The 17425-nt window shown below is 39.9% G+C and carries 15 protein-coding genes; 12 read left to right on the top strand and 3 right to left on the bottom strand.

The window, feature by feature from the left end:
* Positions 1-194 precede the first annotated feature (194 nt).
* Complete coding sequence (locus V6C17_RS03760) at positions 195-500, bottom strand: hypothetical protein (protein ID WP_333521207.1); 306 nt, start codon at positions 498-500, stop codon at positions 195-197.
* A gap of 165 nt (positions 501-665) precedes the next feature.
* Here V6C17_RS03760 and V6C17_RS03755 point away from each other — a divergent pair, with 165 nt between their 5' ends.
* From V6C17_RS03755 to V6C17_RS03710, 10 genes are all read left to right on the top strand, one after another.
* The gene (locus V6C17_RS03755; RefSeq protein ID WP_333521206.1) at positions 666-1100 is read left to right on the top strand and encodes a YaiI/YqxD family protein; all 435 of its coding nucleotides are present in this window, start codon (positions 666-668) and stop codon (positions 1098-1100) included.
* 699 nt (positions 1101-1799) lie between these two features.
* Positions 1800-3317: a collagen-like protein gene (locus V6C17_RS03750; RefSeq protein WP_333521205.1), complete on the top strand. Its 1518-nt coding sequence runs from the start codon at positions 1800-1802 to the stop codon at positions 3315-3317.
* 322 nt (positions 3318-3639) lie between these two features.
* A complete protein-coding gene (locus V6C17_RS03745; protein WP_333521204.1) occupies positions 3640-4680 on the top strand; it encodes an aliphatic sulfonate ABC transporter substrate-binding protein in 1041 nt (346 codons plus the stop codon).
* A gap of 86 nt (positions 4681-4766) precedes the next feature.
* Positions 4767-5609, top strand: coding sequence for an ABC transporter ATP-binding protein (locus tag V6C17_RS03740; RefSeq protein WP_333521203.1), 843 nt, complete (start codon positions 4767-4769; stop codon positions 5607-5609).
* The gene (locus V6C17_RS03735; RefSeq protein ID WP_333521202.1) at positions 5521-6315 is read left to right on the top strand and encodes an ABC transporter permease; all 795 of its coding nucleotides are present in this window, start codon (positions 5521-5523) and stop codon (positions 6313-6315) included. The genes V6C17_RS03740 and V6C17_RS03735 overlap by 89 nt, the downstream gene beginning before the upstream one ends.
* A 36-nt stretch (positions 6316-6351) precedes the next feature.
* Complete coding sequence (locus V6C17_RS03730; RefSeq protein WP_333521201.1) at positions 6352-8043, top strand: adenylyl-sulfate reductase subunit alpha; 1692 nt, start codon at positions 6352-6354, stop codon at positions 8041-8043.
* Positions 8027-8341, top strand: coding sequence for a 4Fe-4S dicluster domain-containing protein (locus V6C17_RS03725; RefSeq protein ID WP_333521200.1), 315 nt, complete (start codon positions 8027-8029; stop codon positions 8339-8341). The genes V6C17_RS03730 and V6C17_RS03725 overlap by 17 nt, the downstream gene beginning before the upstream one ends.
* Before the next feature lie 12 nt (positions 8342-8353).
* On the top strand, positions 8354-9154 hold the full coding sequence (gene cysD, locus V6C17_RS03720; protein WP_333521199.1) for a sulfate adenylyltransferase subunit CysD: 801 nt from the start codon (positions 8354-8356) through the stop codon (positions 9152-9154).
* 183 nt (positions 9155-9337) lie between these two features.
* Positions 9338-11065: a sulfate adenylyltransferase subunit 1 gene (locus tag V6C17_RS03715; RefSeq protein ID WP_333521198.1), complete on the top strand. Its 1728-nt coding sequence runs from the start codon at positions 9338-9340 to the stop codon at positions 11063-11065.
* 75 nt (positions 11066-11140) lie between these two features.
* Positions 11141-11347 (top strand): hypothetical protein, encoded by a 207-nt coding sequence (locus tag V6C17_RS03710; RefSeq protein WP_333521197.1) that lies wholly within the window; start codon positions 11141-11143, stop codon positions 11345-11347.
* 66 nt (positions 11348-11413) lie between these two features.
* Here V6C17_RS03710 and V6C17_RS03705 read toward each other — a convergent pair whose 3' ends face one another.
* Positions 11414-13045 carry a vWA domain-containing protein gene (locus V6C17_RS03705; protein ID WP_333521196.1) on the bottom strand — a complete coding sequence of 544 codons (1632 nt, stop codon included), beginning with the start codon at positions 13043-13045 and terminating at the stop codon, positions 11414-11416.
* Complete coding sequence (locus V6C17_RS03700; protein WP_333521195.1) at positions 13035-14342, bottom strand: ATP-binding protein; 1308 nt, start codon at positions 14340-14342, stop codon at positions 13035-13037. The genes V6C17_RS03705 and V6C17_RS03700 overlap by 11 nt, the downstream gene beginning before the upstream one ends.
* Before the next feature lie 157 nt (positions 14343-14499).
* On the opposite strand from V6C17_RS03700, the gene V6C17_RS03695 reads away from it, so the two are divergent.
* Together V6C17_RS03695 and V6C17_RS03690 are read left to right on the top strand one after the other, a co-directional pair.
* The gene (locus V6C17_RS03695) at positions 14500-16716 is read left to right on the top strand and encodes a DNA topoisomerase III (protein WP_333521194.1); all 2217 of its coding nucleotides are present in this window, start codon (positions 14500-14502) and stop codon (positions 16714-16716) included.
* A 115-nt stretch (positions 16717-16831) separates the two neighbouring features.
* Entirely contained in the window at positions 16832-17029 is a 198-nt protein-coding gene (locus V6C17_RS03690; RefSeq protein ID WP_333521193.1) for a hypothetical protein, read from the top strand.
* The last annotated feature ends 396 nt before the right edge of the window (positions 17030-17425 follow it).

Below are 17425 nucleotides of genomic sequence, written 5' to 3'. Positions count from 1 at the left end.
TTACATGCATAAGGAGATAAGTATCGGCTTCTGTCATCGCGAAGCTCGACACAAGCCGTGTTTACTTTATTATTACACTGTTGTAATTGGCTTATCCTTCTGCTTGCATTGCATCAAATGGACTAAATTTGCACAATAATCAGCCGCCCTAATATCCTTACGATATAATTTAGAGCGGCACAAAAGTATTTGAGTTATTCTTTTCGCTTATTTTTTACAGCTAGGAATTTTTCTTCAATAGGTTGATTTTCAGACCAAGCATCTCTTAATAGATAGGAGTTTTTAAAGCTTGTGCTCCACAGAAAAGCACCTTCAGAAGTGTAGCAAGCGAAAACTACTGTCTGCTTAAGGGTTTCAGGCATTACGCCATTATCATCTGTTACTAAAGCATATTCGCCATCAGGACTGACTTCGATAAATAGAGCTGTTAGTCTGTCTTCAACCTCTATCTGCTCAAATCCAAGCTGCCCATAAAACTCATTAATGTTATCGTTAGTCATAAATATCATGCTCCCATTTTAATGATTTTACTTTATTGTATATTAATTTGGCAAACTTAACAAATTAAGTGCTCTTTACTAATAAGAAATGAAGGACTTACTTTAGTTTTCTTTAATTAAAATTATAGAAAAAGCTCCATCATGAATATATCTAAGGAAGGTAATATGAAAATTTTAATAGATGCCGATGCTTGTCCTAAAACAGTGTTACAATTATGTTTCCAGGTTGGACGTAGTTATAACATTCCAATTTGGACGGTAGCCAGCTTTAACCATAATATTTCATCAGATTATCATATAGTAGTAGGAAGTGATTCCCAAGAAACGGATATAAAAATAATCAACTTAACCGAAAAAGGCGACTTAGTCGTTACTCAGGATTGGGGCCTAGCCGCAATGGTTTTAGGAAAGCAGGCTATATGCTTGAGTCCATCGGGTAGAGAATACCGTTCCGATGATATTGCGTTTTTATTGGAAGTTCGAGAAGTTAAAGCTAAATACCGCCGCGGAGGAGGCAGAACCAAAGGTCCTAAGAAAAGAACAGGTGAAGATGACCAGAATTTTGAAATAAGTATTAGTAATATTTTGGCGAGAATGTAATCAAATGAATGTTTACAAAAGCACATGGTTTAGTAGTTGAAAAAACACGTAAAGTTACAAAAATATTTATGTTGACAATACAGATGTGTATGTTGTAGTATTATTATAATATAAATCCCTAAAAATAGACCACCGGAGGTCAAGGCTTAATCCAATTTGGATGAGGTCTTGGCCTTTTCTGATTTTGGTCCAAAAATCTTACATCCTTTCAATTGGGCTTAATAATCTAAGGGGAAAATATTAAATTAGGAGAGTGAATGAGATGAAAAATTGTGTATCCTTCCGGCATATTTATGATTTAGCTGAGATGTTAGCAAAGGTTAATAAAGAATTTAATAGTAATTTGATTATTAGAAAGAATAAAGCTCATTAAGCGAAAACATGGGTCATGGCTTAAGACTAAGGATAACATGCATAGTGAGAAAAGGAGAGAAAATGGCGTTTACTTCTTTAATCGGACAGCTAAATTCTGATATTTATGCTGAGATGACCATTAAGGGCTAAGAGAATCCAATCTTTTTATAGATGGAATCTTGGCTTTTTTTGTTTTTTGAACATAAAAGATTAGTTTTCCTAAGTTGTTAACAAATTCGTATTGATCTTTAAGAGATAGTTTATTTAACGGTATGACTAACAATGTCCCCCTTTAGCTAGTTACTACATAATATATTACATAGTAACTAGCAAGGAGGCTTTTCAATGGATCGAGACTTAAGATATTATCACAAACATAATAATTGCAATTGTGGATGTGATTGTAAATGTGTGCCTAATCCATGTTGCTTTGTTGGAATTACCGGGCCGGTTGGCCCAACTGGCATAACTGGGACAACTGGCGCAACTGGAATCACAGGACCTACTGGTCCCACTGGACCTACCGGTCCTACGGGTCCTACAGGTATTACTGGAACAACTGGAGCTACTGGAGTAACTGGTCCTTCGGGACCTACTGGAATCACTGGACCTACTGGTCCTACTGGTCCCGCAGGCGGCCCTACTGGCCCAACAGGAGCAACTGGGGCAACTGGGGCAACGGGCCCGACAGGTCCTTCAGGAGCTACAGGAGCAACTGGGGCGACAGGAGCAACAGGCCCGACAGGTCCTTCAGGAGCTACAGGAGCAACTGGGGCGACAGGAGCAACAGGTCCGACAGGTCCTTCAGGAGCTACAGGGGCAACTGGGGCTACAGGAGCAACAGGTCCGACAGGTCCTTCAGGAGCTACAGGGGCAACTGGGGCTACAGGAGCAACAGGTCCGACAGGTCCTTCAGGAGCTACAGGGGCAACTGGGGCGACAGGAGCAACAGGTCCTTCAGGAGCTACAGGAGCAACTGGGGCGACAGGAGCAACAGGTCCGACAGGCCCGACAGGTCCTTCAGGAGCTACTGGAGCAACAGGAGCAGGAGCAACTGGCCCAACAGGTCCAACAGGTCCTTCAGGAGCTACAGGCGCTGCAGGGGCGGCAGGAGCAACTGGAGCCACAGGTGCAACAGGCGATGCAGGGGCGGCAGGAGCAACTGGAGCCACAGGTGCAACAGGTGATGCAGGGGCGGTAGGAGCTACTGGAGCCACAGGTGCAACAGGCGAAGCAGGGGCGGTAGGAGCAACTGGAGCCACAGGTGCAACAGGTGATGCAGGGGCGGCAGGAGCAACTGGAGCCACAGGTGCAACAGGCGATGCAGGGGCGGTAGGAGCAACTGGAGCTACAGGTGCAACAGGCGATGCAGGGGCGGTAGGAGCAACTGGAGCCACAGGTGCAACAGGTGATGCAGGGGCGACAGGAGCAACTGGTGCTACTGGGACCGGATTAGCCGCATATGCCTATATTTATAATTTAGCTGCTCAAGTTGTAGCATTAGAAGCTGATATAAATTTTAGTGATAACGGTGTCATTGTAGGCGACATTACCCATGCGCCGGGAACAACTACGATCTCGCTTGGTAGTGCTGGTGACTATGCAATATGGTTCAATGCCGCAGGTGTAGAGCCGAACCAGTTCACACTCTACCAAAATGGTGCTCCCGTTGCTGGTGCAACTTACGGTTCCGGGGCCGGGACGCAGCCAAATCCTGGTATGGTAATCATCACTGCTGCCGCTGGTGATGTGTTAACGGTGAGAAACCATACAAGTTCGGCAGCAGTAACTTTACAAACTCTAGCAGGCGGAACCCAAATCAACGCCAACGCTTCTATATTGATCCAGCAAGTAAGTGGTTAGATTATAAAAACATAGGCACCGTCCATAAGGAATTGGTGCCTATGCTTGTTTATAATTATGATTCAATTTTACGATTATGTATTGCTATAGTGGACTAAAATTAAAATATTGTACAATAGTATGAAAGTAGTTTCTATACATGATTTTTATTGACACATGAAAAATATAATGATAAACTACTGAATAATTAAATAACGAGTGCTGATTGGAAAAACCAAAGGCTAAGACAATTTCCTAAATTGGGAAAAGTCTAGGCCTTTTTTGTTTGTTAAAAAAGCTAGACTAATCCTCCCAAGATCTAAATTGTTAAGGAGGCCAAAAAATGAAAAGTATTAAGTTGATCATTTTATCCCTAGTAATTATGAGTGCATCGTTAGGTATACTTGGTTGCTCAACAGACACTAAAAGTGTTGGTGGACCTGTTTCAAAAGTAAGAGTTGCACATTTCCCTAACATAACCCATTCGCAAGCTCTTATTGGCCGTGCTGAAGGCCAGTTTCAAAAGGGACTAGGAGACGCAACAACAGTTGAATGGAAATCATTTAATGCTGGACCGGCTGAAATTGAAGCATTCTTTGCCGGAGAAGTGGATCTTGGTTACATAGGACCAGGCCCGGCAATCACTGGCTATGCCAAATCTAGAGGTGATATTCAAATAATTGCTGGTGCGACCGATGCGGGAGCTATTTTGGTAACAAGAAAAGATCTAGTACTTAACAATGTTGAAGAACTTAGTGGAAAGAAAATTGCCGTTCCTCAATTCGGTAACACGCAAGACTTGTCCTTAAGACATATACTTCAGCAACACGGACTTAAAGATACAACTAAAGGCGGATCTGTAGAAATAAGACAGGCCGACAATCCAGATATCAAAACTTTACTAGATAAAGGTGAAATAGATGCAGCAATTGTACCTGAGCCTTGGGGATCGAGACTTATCAACGAAGTAAAAGCTAATGTTCTATTGGATTATGATCAAGTATGGCGTGAGGGCAAATATACAACAGCAGTTGTTATTGCTAGGACAGAATTTATCGAGAATCATCCTGATGTAGTTGAGAAGTTTCTTAAAGCTCATGTTGAACTGACTGATTATATCAATAAGAATCCAGAACAAGCTAGTGCAACAGTAAATGCGCAAATTAAAGATCTTACTGGTAAGCCAATACCTGCTGATGTACTAAAGGCGGCATTTGGAAGACTTAAAGTAACTTATGATCCAGAAAAAGATTCTGTAGTAGATTTTACTGATCTATCGCTAAAGGCTGGCTTCATCAAGGAAAAGCCTGATTTAAAAGGTCTATTTAACTTGAAGCTGCTTAATAAAGTTCTAAAAGAAAAAGGACTTAACGAAATTCAATAAATGATAGCCCAAGAGCTTGTGCTCAAACAGCATAAGCTGGCTTTTCAATATATTTAAAATAGTTAAATCTAGGAATAGAGGTGTTAATGTTGAGTCTACTCATTGAGAAAGTAAGCAAAAGTTTTAATAGTAAGCAGAATAGCGTTCAGACGCTTGATAATATCAATCTCGAGTTTAATAAAGGTGAATTTATCTGCGTTTTAGGACCTTCAGGTTGTGGCAAATCAACTCTACTCAACATTATTGCCGGACTTGAGGATGCGACCGAAGGGCGCGTTATACTTAATGGTCACGAGGTTAAAGGTGCTGGGCCGGATCGTGTAGTTATGTTCCAGGAATCAGCGTTATTTCCTTGGCTAAAAGTAATTGACAATGTAGAATTTGGCATGAAAATGGCCGGAGTTCCGAAAGATGAACGACATGAAAAAGCGCTTAAATATTTGAAGATGGTTCATCTATCTAGATTTCAAAATTCTTATATTCATGAACTATCCGGTGGAATGAAACAGCGGGTAGCTCTAGCAAGAGCATTAACTCTTGACTCGGAAATACTGCTGATGGATGAGCCGTTTGCGGCACTGGATAGTCAAACTAAAGGAATACTGCAGGCAGAACTGCAGCAAATATGGTTGGAAACGCAAAAGACAATAATTTTTATTACTCATAGTGTTGAGGAAGCCGTTTTACTGGCAGATAGAGTAATTGTTATGGCGGCTAACCCTGGAAAGGTTAAGAAAGAGTTCAAAATTCAGCTGGCCAGACCACGCGAGCCTGAGAATGTTGATTTAGCGTACTTGGCTGCAGGGATTATGAAAGAACTTAAAGAGGAGGTGGAGAAGGTTGCTAAAGCTGAATTCGACAATGACTGGACTGTTAAAAAAGATAGCCTTTTATCTGATACTGATAGCAATATGGGAATTGGCTTATAAACTAGGTGTTGACTACTTACGGCTATGGAAACCATATGTTTTTCCTTCTCCAATAACAGTTTTTAAAACAATGCTTGACTTGATAGCTGATAGCACACTGGGTATTGCGGTATTAGCAAGTGCTAAACGCATTGTCATCGGATATGCTATTTCCATCCTAATCGGAGCAATAGTCGGGTTTGCTATAGTAAGATTCAAGACGCTAGATGAAAATCTAAGCCCGCTTATCCTGGGGCTTCAAACCCTTCCAAGTATTTGCTGGCTGCCTTTTGCTATACTTTGGTACGGTCTTAATGAAAGTGCAATTATATTTGTAATCGCTATTGGTTCCGCTTTTGCCGTCTCTATTGCAATAGAATCCGGCATAAAAAATGTTAATCCACTATACTTGAGAGCAGCTAAAACCATGGGTGCAGGTGGTTTAAAGGTTTACTGGAATGTTATCATCCCGGCTAGTTTACCGACAGTTGTTAGCGGGTTAAAACAAGGCTGGTCATTTGCATGGCGGGCGTTGATGGCTGGAGAGATGCTATTTGCCACTAAAGGTCTTGGTCAAGTGCTGATGGTAGGGCGTGATTTAGCTGATATTAGCCAGGTAGTGGCAGTTATGATAGTTATTGTTGTTTTAGGGGTTACAGTAGATAAGCTGATATTTGGCAGAATTGAAGTTAACATCAGACGCAGATGGGGTTTAGATCGAGCATAACAAAGTACCATCTGGTTGGAAAGGGTGTGAGCAGTTATGAAACTAGCGGCACAAAAAATAGAAACCGATATTCTTATTATTGGAGGCGGAACGGCAGGTTGTTATGCTGCATTAACTATAGCTGAACGACAAGCAGAAGTTACTGTGCTTATCGCTGAGAAGGCTAATATTAAACGCAGCGGCTGTCTTGCGGCAGGTGTGAATGCTCTAAATGCGTATATTGTGCCAGGCCAGACTCCTGAAAGTTACTTAGAGTATGTAAAGAATGATGCAGAAGGCTTAATACGTGAAGATCTTGTTCTTTCGATGGCAGCAAGGTTAAACCAAGTGACTAAAAAGGTTGAAGAGCTTGGTCTAGTTATTCAAAAAGACAATAATGGTGAATATGTTGCCAGAGGTAATAGGAACATCAAAATAAATGGTGAGAACATAAAAACTATTTTGGCTGATGCGGTTACTCAGAAACCTAATATTAAAGTTTTAAATCGAGTTAACATTACTGACTACATTATTAAAGAAGGCAAGATAATCGGTGCTTATGGGTTTTCCTTAGATTCAGCCGACTTTTATGTAATATCGGCAAAATCAGTTATCTGTGCAACTGGAGGAGCGGCTGGGCTTTATCGACCTAACAATCCAGGCTTATCAAGACATAAAATGTGGTATAGTCCCTTTAATACTGGAGCTGGATATGCAATGGGAATCAGGGCTGGTGCTGAAATGACCACCTTTGAGATGCGCTTTATCGCCCTCAGGTGTAAGGATACAATTGCCCCTACAGGGACGATTGCGCAAGGGGTAGGAGCCCAACAGATCAACAGTTTAGGTGAAGAATACGAAAAAAACTATGGCAGTCCCAAGACCTGTAATCGTTTATACTCGACAGTTATGGAAAACAAAAATGGTAAGGGACCTTGTTATTTGAATACAGTAGGAATTACCGCGAATCAAGAGAGTGAACTTTTTAAAGCTTATCTAAATATGGCTCCGGCCCAGACCTTGCGTTGGTTTGAAAACGGCTGTGGGCCGGCTGAAGCCGATGTAGAAATTGAGGGTACTGAGCCTTATATCGTAGGAGGCCATACTGCCAGCGGCTATTGGGTAGATACGCGTCGGGCTTCTACTATCCCAGGGCTTTATGCAGCTGGTGATGTAGCCGGTGGATGTCCTCAAAAATATGTAACAGGCTGTTTTGCTGAGGGTGAGATTGCGGCACTATCAGCATTAGAATATATAGAAGAAAAAACTAACGAGTGGCCTAGCAATGCCGAAGTTGAAGAGAGCAAAGCAAGTATTGATAATTATTTATCAGGTGAACAGGGCATTTACAATATAGAAGATGTCGAAGACGCTATGCAAAAAGTAATGGATGACTATGCTGGCGGTATTTCATCAGGCTATACCTATAACTTGCCAAAACTTAAGGTTGCTCGGGAACGTATTGATGAATTGATTAAGTTAAGTAACTCGCTTAAGGCTAAAGACTTGCATGAATTAATGAGTATCTATGAAGTTATTGATAGGCTATATGTATGTAAAGTGCTGATAGAGCATTTGGCAGCCAGGAAAGAGACCAGATGGCATTCATTCCAGGAGAATGCTGATTATCCAGATAAAGACGACACTAATTGGCTTAAATATGTTAACTCACGTTTTGTAAATGGTGAAGTTAACTTAATCCTGCGAGATTTGGTAAAGAGGGATGAAATCTATGAGCATACTCATTGATACACAAAAATGCAACGGATGTGGAAAATGCCGAGAGGTTTGTCCAGGCAGCCTACTTTATAAAAACTCTAAAGGAAAAACTGAAATAAAGTTTCCTAAGGACTGCTGGGGCTGTACATCATGTGTCAAAGAATGCAATTTTAATGCAATTAAATACTATCTAGGGGCTGATATTGGTGGCAGAGGCAGCTTTATGTATACAAAACAAGAGGGCAATCTGCTGCATTGGATTATCGTAGCTCCAGACGGAACAGAAAAAGTTATTTCCATAGATAAAAGTCAAGCTAATGCATATTAGGAGGTATTGGATATGGATCGTTTAGATAGATTAGAAGCCCAGAGTATATATATTTTGCGTGAAGCCTATAAGAAATTTGGCAAGCTGGGAATGTTGTGGTCGATTGGCAAAGATTCTACAGTACTCTTATGGCTTGCTAAGAAAGCCTTTTTCGGGCATTGCCCATTTCCGTTTATCCATGTCGACACCAAATATAAAATTCCCGAAATGATTGAGTTCCGCGACAGAATGGCTAAAGAATATAAGCTTGATTTGATTGTCCACACAAACCAGCCAGCAATCGATGAGGGAATGGGTCCAGATAAAGGCCGCCTAGTTTGCTGCAAAGCTTTAAAAACGGATGGGCTGCAGCAAGTTGTTACTAATTATGAATTTGAAGGACTAATCTTAGGAATAAGGCGTGATGAAGAAGGCTCACGTTCTAAGGAGCGAGTTTTCAGTGAAAGAACTAAGGATTCTGAATGGGATTATACAAATCAGCCGCCAGAACTATGGAATCAATTTAAAACTGATTTTCCTAAAGGCAACCATATCCGCGTCCACCCAATTCTCCATTGGAACGAAATTGATATTTGGGCGTATATCGAGCGCGAGAATATTCCGTTAGTAGATTTATATTTTGCTAAAAACGGCAAACGCTATCGTAGTTTGGGCTGTGCGCCTTGCACGGGACAAATCGATTCTAACGCAACAACTGTTGCAGACATTATTGAAGAATTAAAAAATACCAAAGTAAGCGAACGGGCAGGCAGAGCCCAGGACCAAGAGGATTCCTATGCAATGCAAAAACTACGTAAAGACGGGTACATGTAAACCGTAGGGACGATTTTTAACCGCAGAGTACGCAGAGTACGCAGAGGGTTTACGGAAGGAATGGCGCGATGCTATCACGCATTAAAATATAAAATACTTGCGTAAGCAACCCTTCGCGGTCTCCGCGTACTCCGCGGTTAATCGTTGTTTTTTTATAATTAACATATGGGGAGGAGAATTAGAATGGATGCAGCTAGAGAAGTTCTTAATATAGTTGTAGTAGGCCATGTCGATCACGGTAAGTCAACGGTGATTGGCAGATTATTATATGATACAAAATCATTGCCTGAGGGTGCGATTGACAGAGTAAAGAGGATTTCAAAGGAAAAGGGTAAGCCCTTTGAGTATGCTTATTTGCTGGATGCCTTCGAGGAAGAGCAAAAGCAGGGTATTACCATCGACACTACCCAGTTGCAATTCCGTACCGATAAACGGGATTATGTAATTATTGACGCACCGGGACACAAAGAATTTCTAAAAAACATGATTTCCGGGGCGGCAAGCGCCGAAGCGGCCCTGCTGATAATTGATGCAAATGAGGGCATTCAGGAGCAGTCCAAAAGACATGGCTACATTTTGTCATTGCTAGGAATTCAGAAGGCTTATGTGTTAGTTAATAAGATGGATCTAATCGACTATTCTGAAGATAAATTTAATGAAATTCGCAATGATATGAACGAATTTTTAAATAATCTAAATGTATTTCCATTAAAATATATCCCTATCTCTGCTTTCTTTGGCGAGAATATGATAGTAAAATCAGACAAAATGCCTTGGTACAAAGGCGAGCCTGTACTTACAGCAATAGATCTATTTGAGAAGGAAAAAGGGTTAGAAGGTAGAGCTTTAAGGTTTCCGATCCAGGATGTATATAAGTTTGATAATCGCAGAATTATTGCTGGTCGAATTGAAACAGGCACACTTAAAAAGGGTGATGAAGTTCTAATTTCGCCAAGCAATAAAACTACAAAGGTTAAAAGCATCGAATACTGGGCTGACAAAGACCAGACTGACAGTGTTTATGCCGGAATGTCTGTCGGGATTACTGTTGAAGATGAGTTTTTTAATCAACGAGGTGAATTTATAGTTCACCCTACTGCTGCACCATTAGTATCAGATACGTTTAAGGCCAATCTTTTTTGGATGGGGAAGAAGGAACTAGTTAAGAACAAGGAATATAAGCTTAAATTAGTTACTCAGGAAGTTGAGTGTGAAATTCACGCTATCAGCAAGGTAATTGATGCAACAAATTTAGAAACAGTAGAAAATGCAAGTCAAGTTAAAACAAATGATGTTGCAGAGGTAATAATCAAGACCAAACGTCCGATTAGTTTTGATGAATTCAAAAATAATCAAGTTACCGGCCGGTTTGTATTAGTAGATGGCTATGATGTCAGCGGCGGGGGGATAGTTTCTGGTCTAGTCACTGAAATCCAAACTACCACCCAGTTTATAAATAATGAATTAAAAATAACTGCTAACTGTTTTGACGAGTATTACTTTATTCTTTCTGAAGGATCTATCAGAAGAATAGAAGCTCGGCCGAGAATCTTCAAGGTTGGAGATGTTATACCGACTGCAGGCAAAACATACGACTATCCCGAAAACTTTGATGTTTTTGATTTAAAAGCAAAACTTGCAGCTAAGATTAGGAATTTCAAACTGCAAGATTTGGTTCCGTTAAGCGAATACACCTTCGAGTCAGTACCTGTGATTGATTCAAAGGGGTCTTATATCAAAATAGCTTCCAATGATGACTATGTTAATTTCAAACATGACCTAGAGTTGCTGACTAACTGGGAAAACAAGAAGTCAGCATTGCAAGCTAATAAATGGCTTGATTTCTCGAAGTTTAGAACAATTCGTTACATTGGTACTTTAGAAGCAGACGATATGGATTACTCTATTTAAAAATTAATAGTATAATTACGTAACCTCCAGAATACAATTGAAATATATAGTTTATGTTAGCTGGGGGTTCGTAATATGAGTCTGCTTATTAGTAATATAATTGACGAGGCGAGAGCCGTTCTATCGGAAAAATTGGGACATGATCCTACTGAGCAAGAATTAAAGGGAACAGTCGGTCATGCATTATCGCCAGTACTTAGTCATATTAAACAAGGCGGTAAACTTTATGAAATTGACTCCATCATTCATTATAGTTACCAACGTTGGTTAAACAGGGGATAATATAAGACATTTAAATTTTAAAGCCTCTCTATAAAGCAATAAAGCTTATAGAGAGGCTTTAACGGTTTATTTGCAGTAATATACGCATCCGCCTGCAATATATGCAAGTGTACTTAAATAATCTTGACTCGAATCCAAACCAATACAAGTAAATTTATAGTTAGAAGATCTTATTTCATCGGCAATCTTCAGGGCGTCATTAAGAGGATCATCAGTAATACCTGATGCATAGCTTGGCAGACCGTCGGTAATTAGTACTAAGAGCGGATTGCTAGCTTTATTTTCTTTTAGATGGGTTAAACAGGTTTTAAGTCCAAGGGCAAGCGGCGTTGCGCCATAAGGATTGATAGATGCTAAACCTATTTTAATTTTCTCTTTACTGCGGGTGAGTGTTGTTTTAACAACAGCTTCATTATCTTGAAATGATATTAGGCTGATTCGGGCAGCGGTAGTATTAAGCAGGCGCAGAATCAGTGCTTTCGCAATTTGTATTCTGGGGCCTTCCATACTGGCACTAGCGTCGAGAATGAAGCATATATCAATCTTTTTTGAAGGGATTAGTTTCTTGAAATTTAAGTCACCACAGCTAATAGCTAAACTAGTATTATTAGCACTAATTGTTCTTACAGCCGCAGCTTGAACTGTTGCGCTAATGTCTAATATTCCAGAAGAATAGTCGTTCGAAGAAAGTTTACTTATAGTTTGCAAAGTGCCGGAGCTTGCGTAGGTGCTATAACGTCGCGAAGTAGATATGTTGCCTTTAAAGAAATTTTTCAACAGCCTGCGAATATGACGCTCAATATTAGAAAGGTGTTTATACGCAAGATTAGGGTTGGTATTTTTATATGTAAGATATTGTAATATTGAGGCAGAGTTATTATCACCTAGAGATAAAAGGCATTGTTGATTGCAGCTTCCTTCTACCGAGTTCTTTTGAGCATTGATTTTACTTAGACCGGAATTTTGCTTTGCGTTGCTTATAGCGTAAGTTTGTTCATCATTACTAGTAATATCAGAAGTTTGCTGAGAAATTACCGGATTTAAGTCGGGCTCGCTTTCTTTTAGCAATGAGTCGTTTTGGTCAGTAAAATCAGATAAGTCCATTAACTGCTCGCCGCTGCTGAACAAGGGAGTTATTGTATCAATTCGTCTTAGTTCCAACCCGCATTGTAAGATGGCAGCTTCAACGGCGAGCGTAATATAAAATATGCTCGAAAGACTATTATCAAGTAACATAGCAGCCACATGAACATGATTTTGGTGAGCTTGTTGTAAGGAGCGTTTTTGCCCGAATGTTAAGTTCCCTGTAATCCGTCCCCCGCCTGTACTTGTCTGGATGTCAATTAGGTTTGAATTTACTTGTTCACTGCCAGTAATGGTAGAATTAAAATGAATAATTGAGTCTGTAATTGCTGCGGCAACTAGACGGTGATCAACAGGTCCGCATTCGTGAAAAATATCCAAGTGAACAATTTTATCACAATCACTTTTGTTATAAAATAGCCGCCCGGCATCAACGTTTTTTAGAATTTGGATTTCACCTGGATTTTGTACATTATAAATATGCATCTTTCTGCTGGCAACTGTACATTCACCAACTCTACAGCCTTGGTTACTATTGAAAGCACTAATAAGTTGTTCGGTAGGGCTAATTACTCTATCAGGCGGTATAACAGTATAGTCGATATTAATCATCATGTTTAGTTGGATAAGTTATCAGTTTTTCGTCAGCTAAGCTGCTTAAGGGTGCTGCTGTTGTTGGCGGTGCTGTTATAGTGGTTTCAGCTGGTTTAACAACCTTCATGTTGTTTGCCTGAGATTCTTTATTTGAATAGGAAGAACTGTTTGCTTCCTGATTGAAGTGATTGATTTTTAATTTTGAAGCAAATGCACGAAGCCATTTTTTCCACCAGGCTTCACGCGGCAGAGTTATCTTGTTTTCTATAGAATTTACTGGTAAGGCTGCGGCGCTGGTTGTACGTAAAGAGCCATTCTTCAAGTCTGTTAAGTATTTGAGTATTTCATTAATGGTTTTTTCGTCTGCGCGGTGTCCTAAAGTGTTTGGTATAACACGTATGATATGGTCAATTGTGACACAATTATGTAGTGATAACACTGCTTCAAGACAAGCTGAAGTCTCTACGGCCTTAATTGCGCGTAAACTCTCCAATTTGAATTTTACATATATATCAGCAAGGATACTTCGAATGTTATCAGTAATAGTAATCGTATCTGTTGAAGAAATCGGAAAGGGCTTGTTATTGCTAATTAAGTGGTTTGGCGGAGTTCCTTTTAGTATATTAACAATTGAGTCTTGGTCAGTTGGCTGGCTTACGGGTACTGTTAAATCGAAACGATCAGATAATTGGCGGCGAATTTGACGCAGCTGTCCAGGCTCCTCGTCCGGATTGGATGCTGCCCAAATACTTATGCAAACATTTATTTCAACTGTAGGTAGTCCTGGCTCCTCAATTTGTATTCGGCCTGGTTTAGTACCCATAACGTCAAGCAATATATCCGCTATTTCCGGTGAGGTATCTGCTAATCTATTTATTTCATCAATGAAAATTATTCCCCGATGTGCTTGCGGTATAGTGCCGGGCAAGAGTGCAGCAACTGAATTAGCAGGGTCTGTTAATTTTGCTAGATCAATACAGCCAACAATAGAGCCTGGCTTGGCTGAGTGAGAGATTTCTAAAAAAGGGCGAGGAACAATTTCTGTTCCTAGTTTAGTAATTTCATCTTGTGATAGATTACGATGCAAAGGACAATGAGGGGCAGAAGGGAAGCAATTGTACACACAGTCTTTTATTCTGGTAATAGGCGGCAATATATCTCTCGCGGCCCGCAGAGCTGTGGTTTTACCCGTACCTCTTAGACCCTCAGTATGTAGATGGAGTGGATGGTCATTGCAGATTGCAGTAACTGACATTTCAATAGCGTGAAAGAGCGGCTCGACACCGTGATGCCGGATTAAATTATGGTAATTATTCATTGCGCCCTCCTCAAAAACAATCAAGATAAGCATAGTATAGCCTGAGAATAATTGCTAAATTCATAGATGCAGGAGGGGGATTGTTGTTAGTTTATTTAAGTTTTCTTAAAATCTGTGATACTATATTAATACTACTTTTTTCTGAGAGGATATCGACATGAGTAAAGCATTAGTTTTAGCAGAGAAACCTTCGGTCGGTCGTGATTTAGCGCGCGTTTTAAATTGTGGCAAGAATGGAAACGGCTATTTTGAAGGTGATAAATACATAGTAACGTGGGCGTTAGGGCATCTTGTAACTTTGGCTGATCCTGAAGTGTATGGAGAAAGTTACAAAAGTTGGCGGCTTGAAGATTTGCCGATGCTGCCTGCTGAATTGAAGCTTGTTGCCATTAAACAGACTGCAAGACAGTTTAATACAGTTAAAGAGCTGCTTAACCGAAAAGATATCAGTGAAATAATAATTGCTACTGATGCTGGGCGGGAAGGCGAGCTTGTAGCGAGATGGATTATTGAGAAAGCGCATGCTAGAAAGGCGGTAAAGCGTCTCTGGATATCGTCGGTTACAGATAAGGCTATAAAAGATGGTTTTAGTAAGCTTAAGCCGGGCAGAGAATATGAGAATTTATATGCATCAGCGGTTGCCCGAGCAGAAGCTGATTGGCTGGTAGGAATAAACGCCACAAGAGCGTTAACCTGTAAGTACAATGCTCAGCTATCTTGTGGCAGGGTACAAACGCCAACACTTGCTATCATAGCAAAAAGAGAAGAAGAGATTAGAAACTTTAAACCGCAGTCCTATTATGGAATAACAGCTTTAGTTGATAAATTAAAGCTCTTTTGGCAAGATAAAAAGACCAAGGATTTTAAGACCTTTGATAAAGCTAATTGCGAAGATATTGTTAAAGCTCTAGGCAATAAAAGTGCTAGTGTTATTGATGTTACCAAGGCAGCTAAAAAAGCTTACGCACCCCAGTTGTATGATTTGACAGAATTGCAGCGTGACGCCAATAAGATATTTGGTTTCTCGGCTAAAGAGACACTTTCAATAATGCAGAAATTATATGAGACTCATAAAATTCTAACATATCCAAGAACTGATTCCAGGTACTTATCATCCGATTTAGTTGACACTTTAAAAGACCGTTTAACTGCTTGCGGCAGCGGACCTTATACTAAACTAGCTTTTAAGGCTGGTAAAAGCCCGATTAAAGCAAATAAGCATTTTGTCGACGACAGTAAAGTTTCAGATCATCATGCGATTATTCCAACTGAGCAATATGTTAATTTTTCTGCTCTAAGCGATAAGGAACGAAAAATATATGATTTAGTTGTCAAACGGTTTTTAGCTGTACTTTATCCGCCATTTGAGTATGAGCAGACTACTATTATCGCTGAAATTGGAGACGAACGCTTTTCAGCAAAAGGCAAGACAGTAATATCACAAGGATGGAAAGAAGTTTATCAAGGCAGCCAAGAAGATGATGAAGTGAGTGATCAGCCTGCTGAACAGCTGCTGCCGGCAATCAGTAAAGGCGACACACTGAAAATCTCACAACTAAGTATTACCAAGGGTGAGACTAAACCGCCAGCCCCTTTTACTGAAGCTACGCTGCTTACTGCTATGGAAAGTCCGCAAAAATATATGGCGGATGTAAGCGGAGATCTAAGGAAAACAATTAGCGAAACTGGTGGGCTGGGCACTGTTGCGACTAGGGCTGACATTATAGAAAAACTCTTCAGTAGCTTTCTAATTGAAAAAAAGAATAAGGATATTTTCATAACTTCTAAGGGCAAGCAATTGCTGGAGTTAGTACCTGAAGACTTAAAGTCCCCGGCTTTGACAGCGGAGTGGGAGCAAAAACTAAGTGAGATAGCAAAAGGGAAGCTGGCTAAGAATGATTTTATTGCAGAGATGAGACGTTATGCAAAAGAAGTTGTTCATGAAATAAAAAACAGCAGCGAACAGTTTAAACATGATAATATGACTCGTAGTAAATGTCCGGAGTGTGGTAAATATCTACTAGAAGTAAACGGTAAAAAAGGAAAAATGTTAGTATGTCAGGATCGAGAGTGCGGATATCGAAAGGGTTTGGCGAAAGTCACAAATTCTCGCTGCCCGAACTGCCATAAAAAGCTTGAGTTGCGTGGTGAAGGAGATGGACGGTTATTTGTCTGCGGCTGTGGTCACCGTGAAAAGCTTACGGCTTTCAATGAGCGCAAAAAGAAAGAAAGTGACAAACTTAGTAAACGTGATGTTGCAAAATACCTGAAATCCCAGACTAATACTGATAATCAACCTATAAATAATTCTTTAGCCGAAGCACTCGCCAAGCTGAAATTAGATTGCAGAGTTAATTGCATAAAAATAATTTAAATTTTTAAAGCTGATGGATATAATCCATTTAGCTTTTTTTTCTTTACAAGTGAGTTTGTAATTTCAATAAATGGAAAAAGTATTAGAGAGGAAGATGATACTAGGAGGTCGGGCGATGTCAGATGGTGACGGAGGCAGTAAGCAAAACAGTGATTTTGGACAAATAGCTTCTACGGAGGAATATTGGCTAGATGAAAGGGGATATCGAGTTAGTATTGAAGAGAATGCAAGTAAAATACTAAAAATCGACTTAGATGAAGACGATAATGTTGTCCGAGTAACTCTAATTCCCAAGAAAAAAGTCATATCTTAATTTTACTTGACAATATTTGTAAAATTTATTATTCTTATGATAATATTCCATGGAAGGGATTGGAAAATTTGTCAACAGATAATCTTATTGCTAGGATTGCGTATGTTTTAGAAGAGCTAGATAGAATTCCTACTAATATGAAGAGTAATTCTCCTTATCTCAGGGAGTTAGAAAATTTATTGGAGCTCTATAGCTCGGTTAAAAAAGATCAGAAACTTAGGAATCCTTTTTTCACTACTGTAGATTATTTTAATAATGACAAGAATAGGGCTGCTGTAAAGTAGCCCTTCATTTTTGTGTCGAATAGTGTTGACATAACTATGATTTTGATGAAATATTATTATTGAATTTTCCATAATATGTATGATAAAATCTTAGAGCAAACAATCTTCTATA

This window comes from Dendrosporobacter sp. 1207_IL3150 (assembly GCF_036763085.1).
Taxonomy (GTDB): domain Bacteria; phylum Bacillota; class Negativicutes; order DSM-1736; family Dendrosporobacteraceae; genus JBAIYU01.
This window is presented reverse-complemented; position numbering and strand designations above follow the sequence as displayed.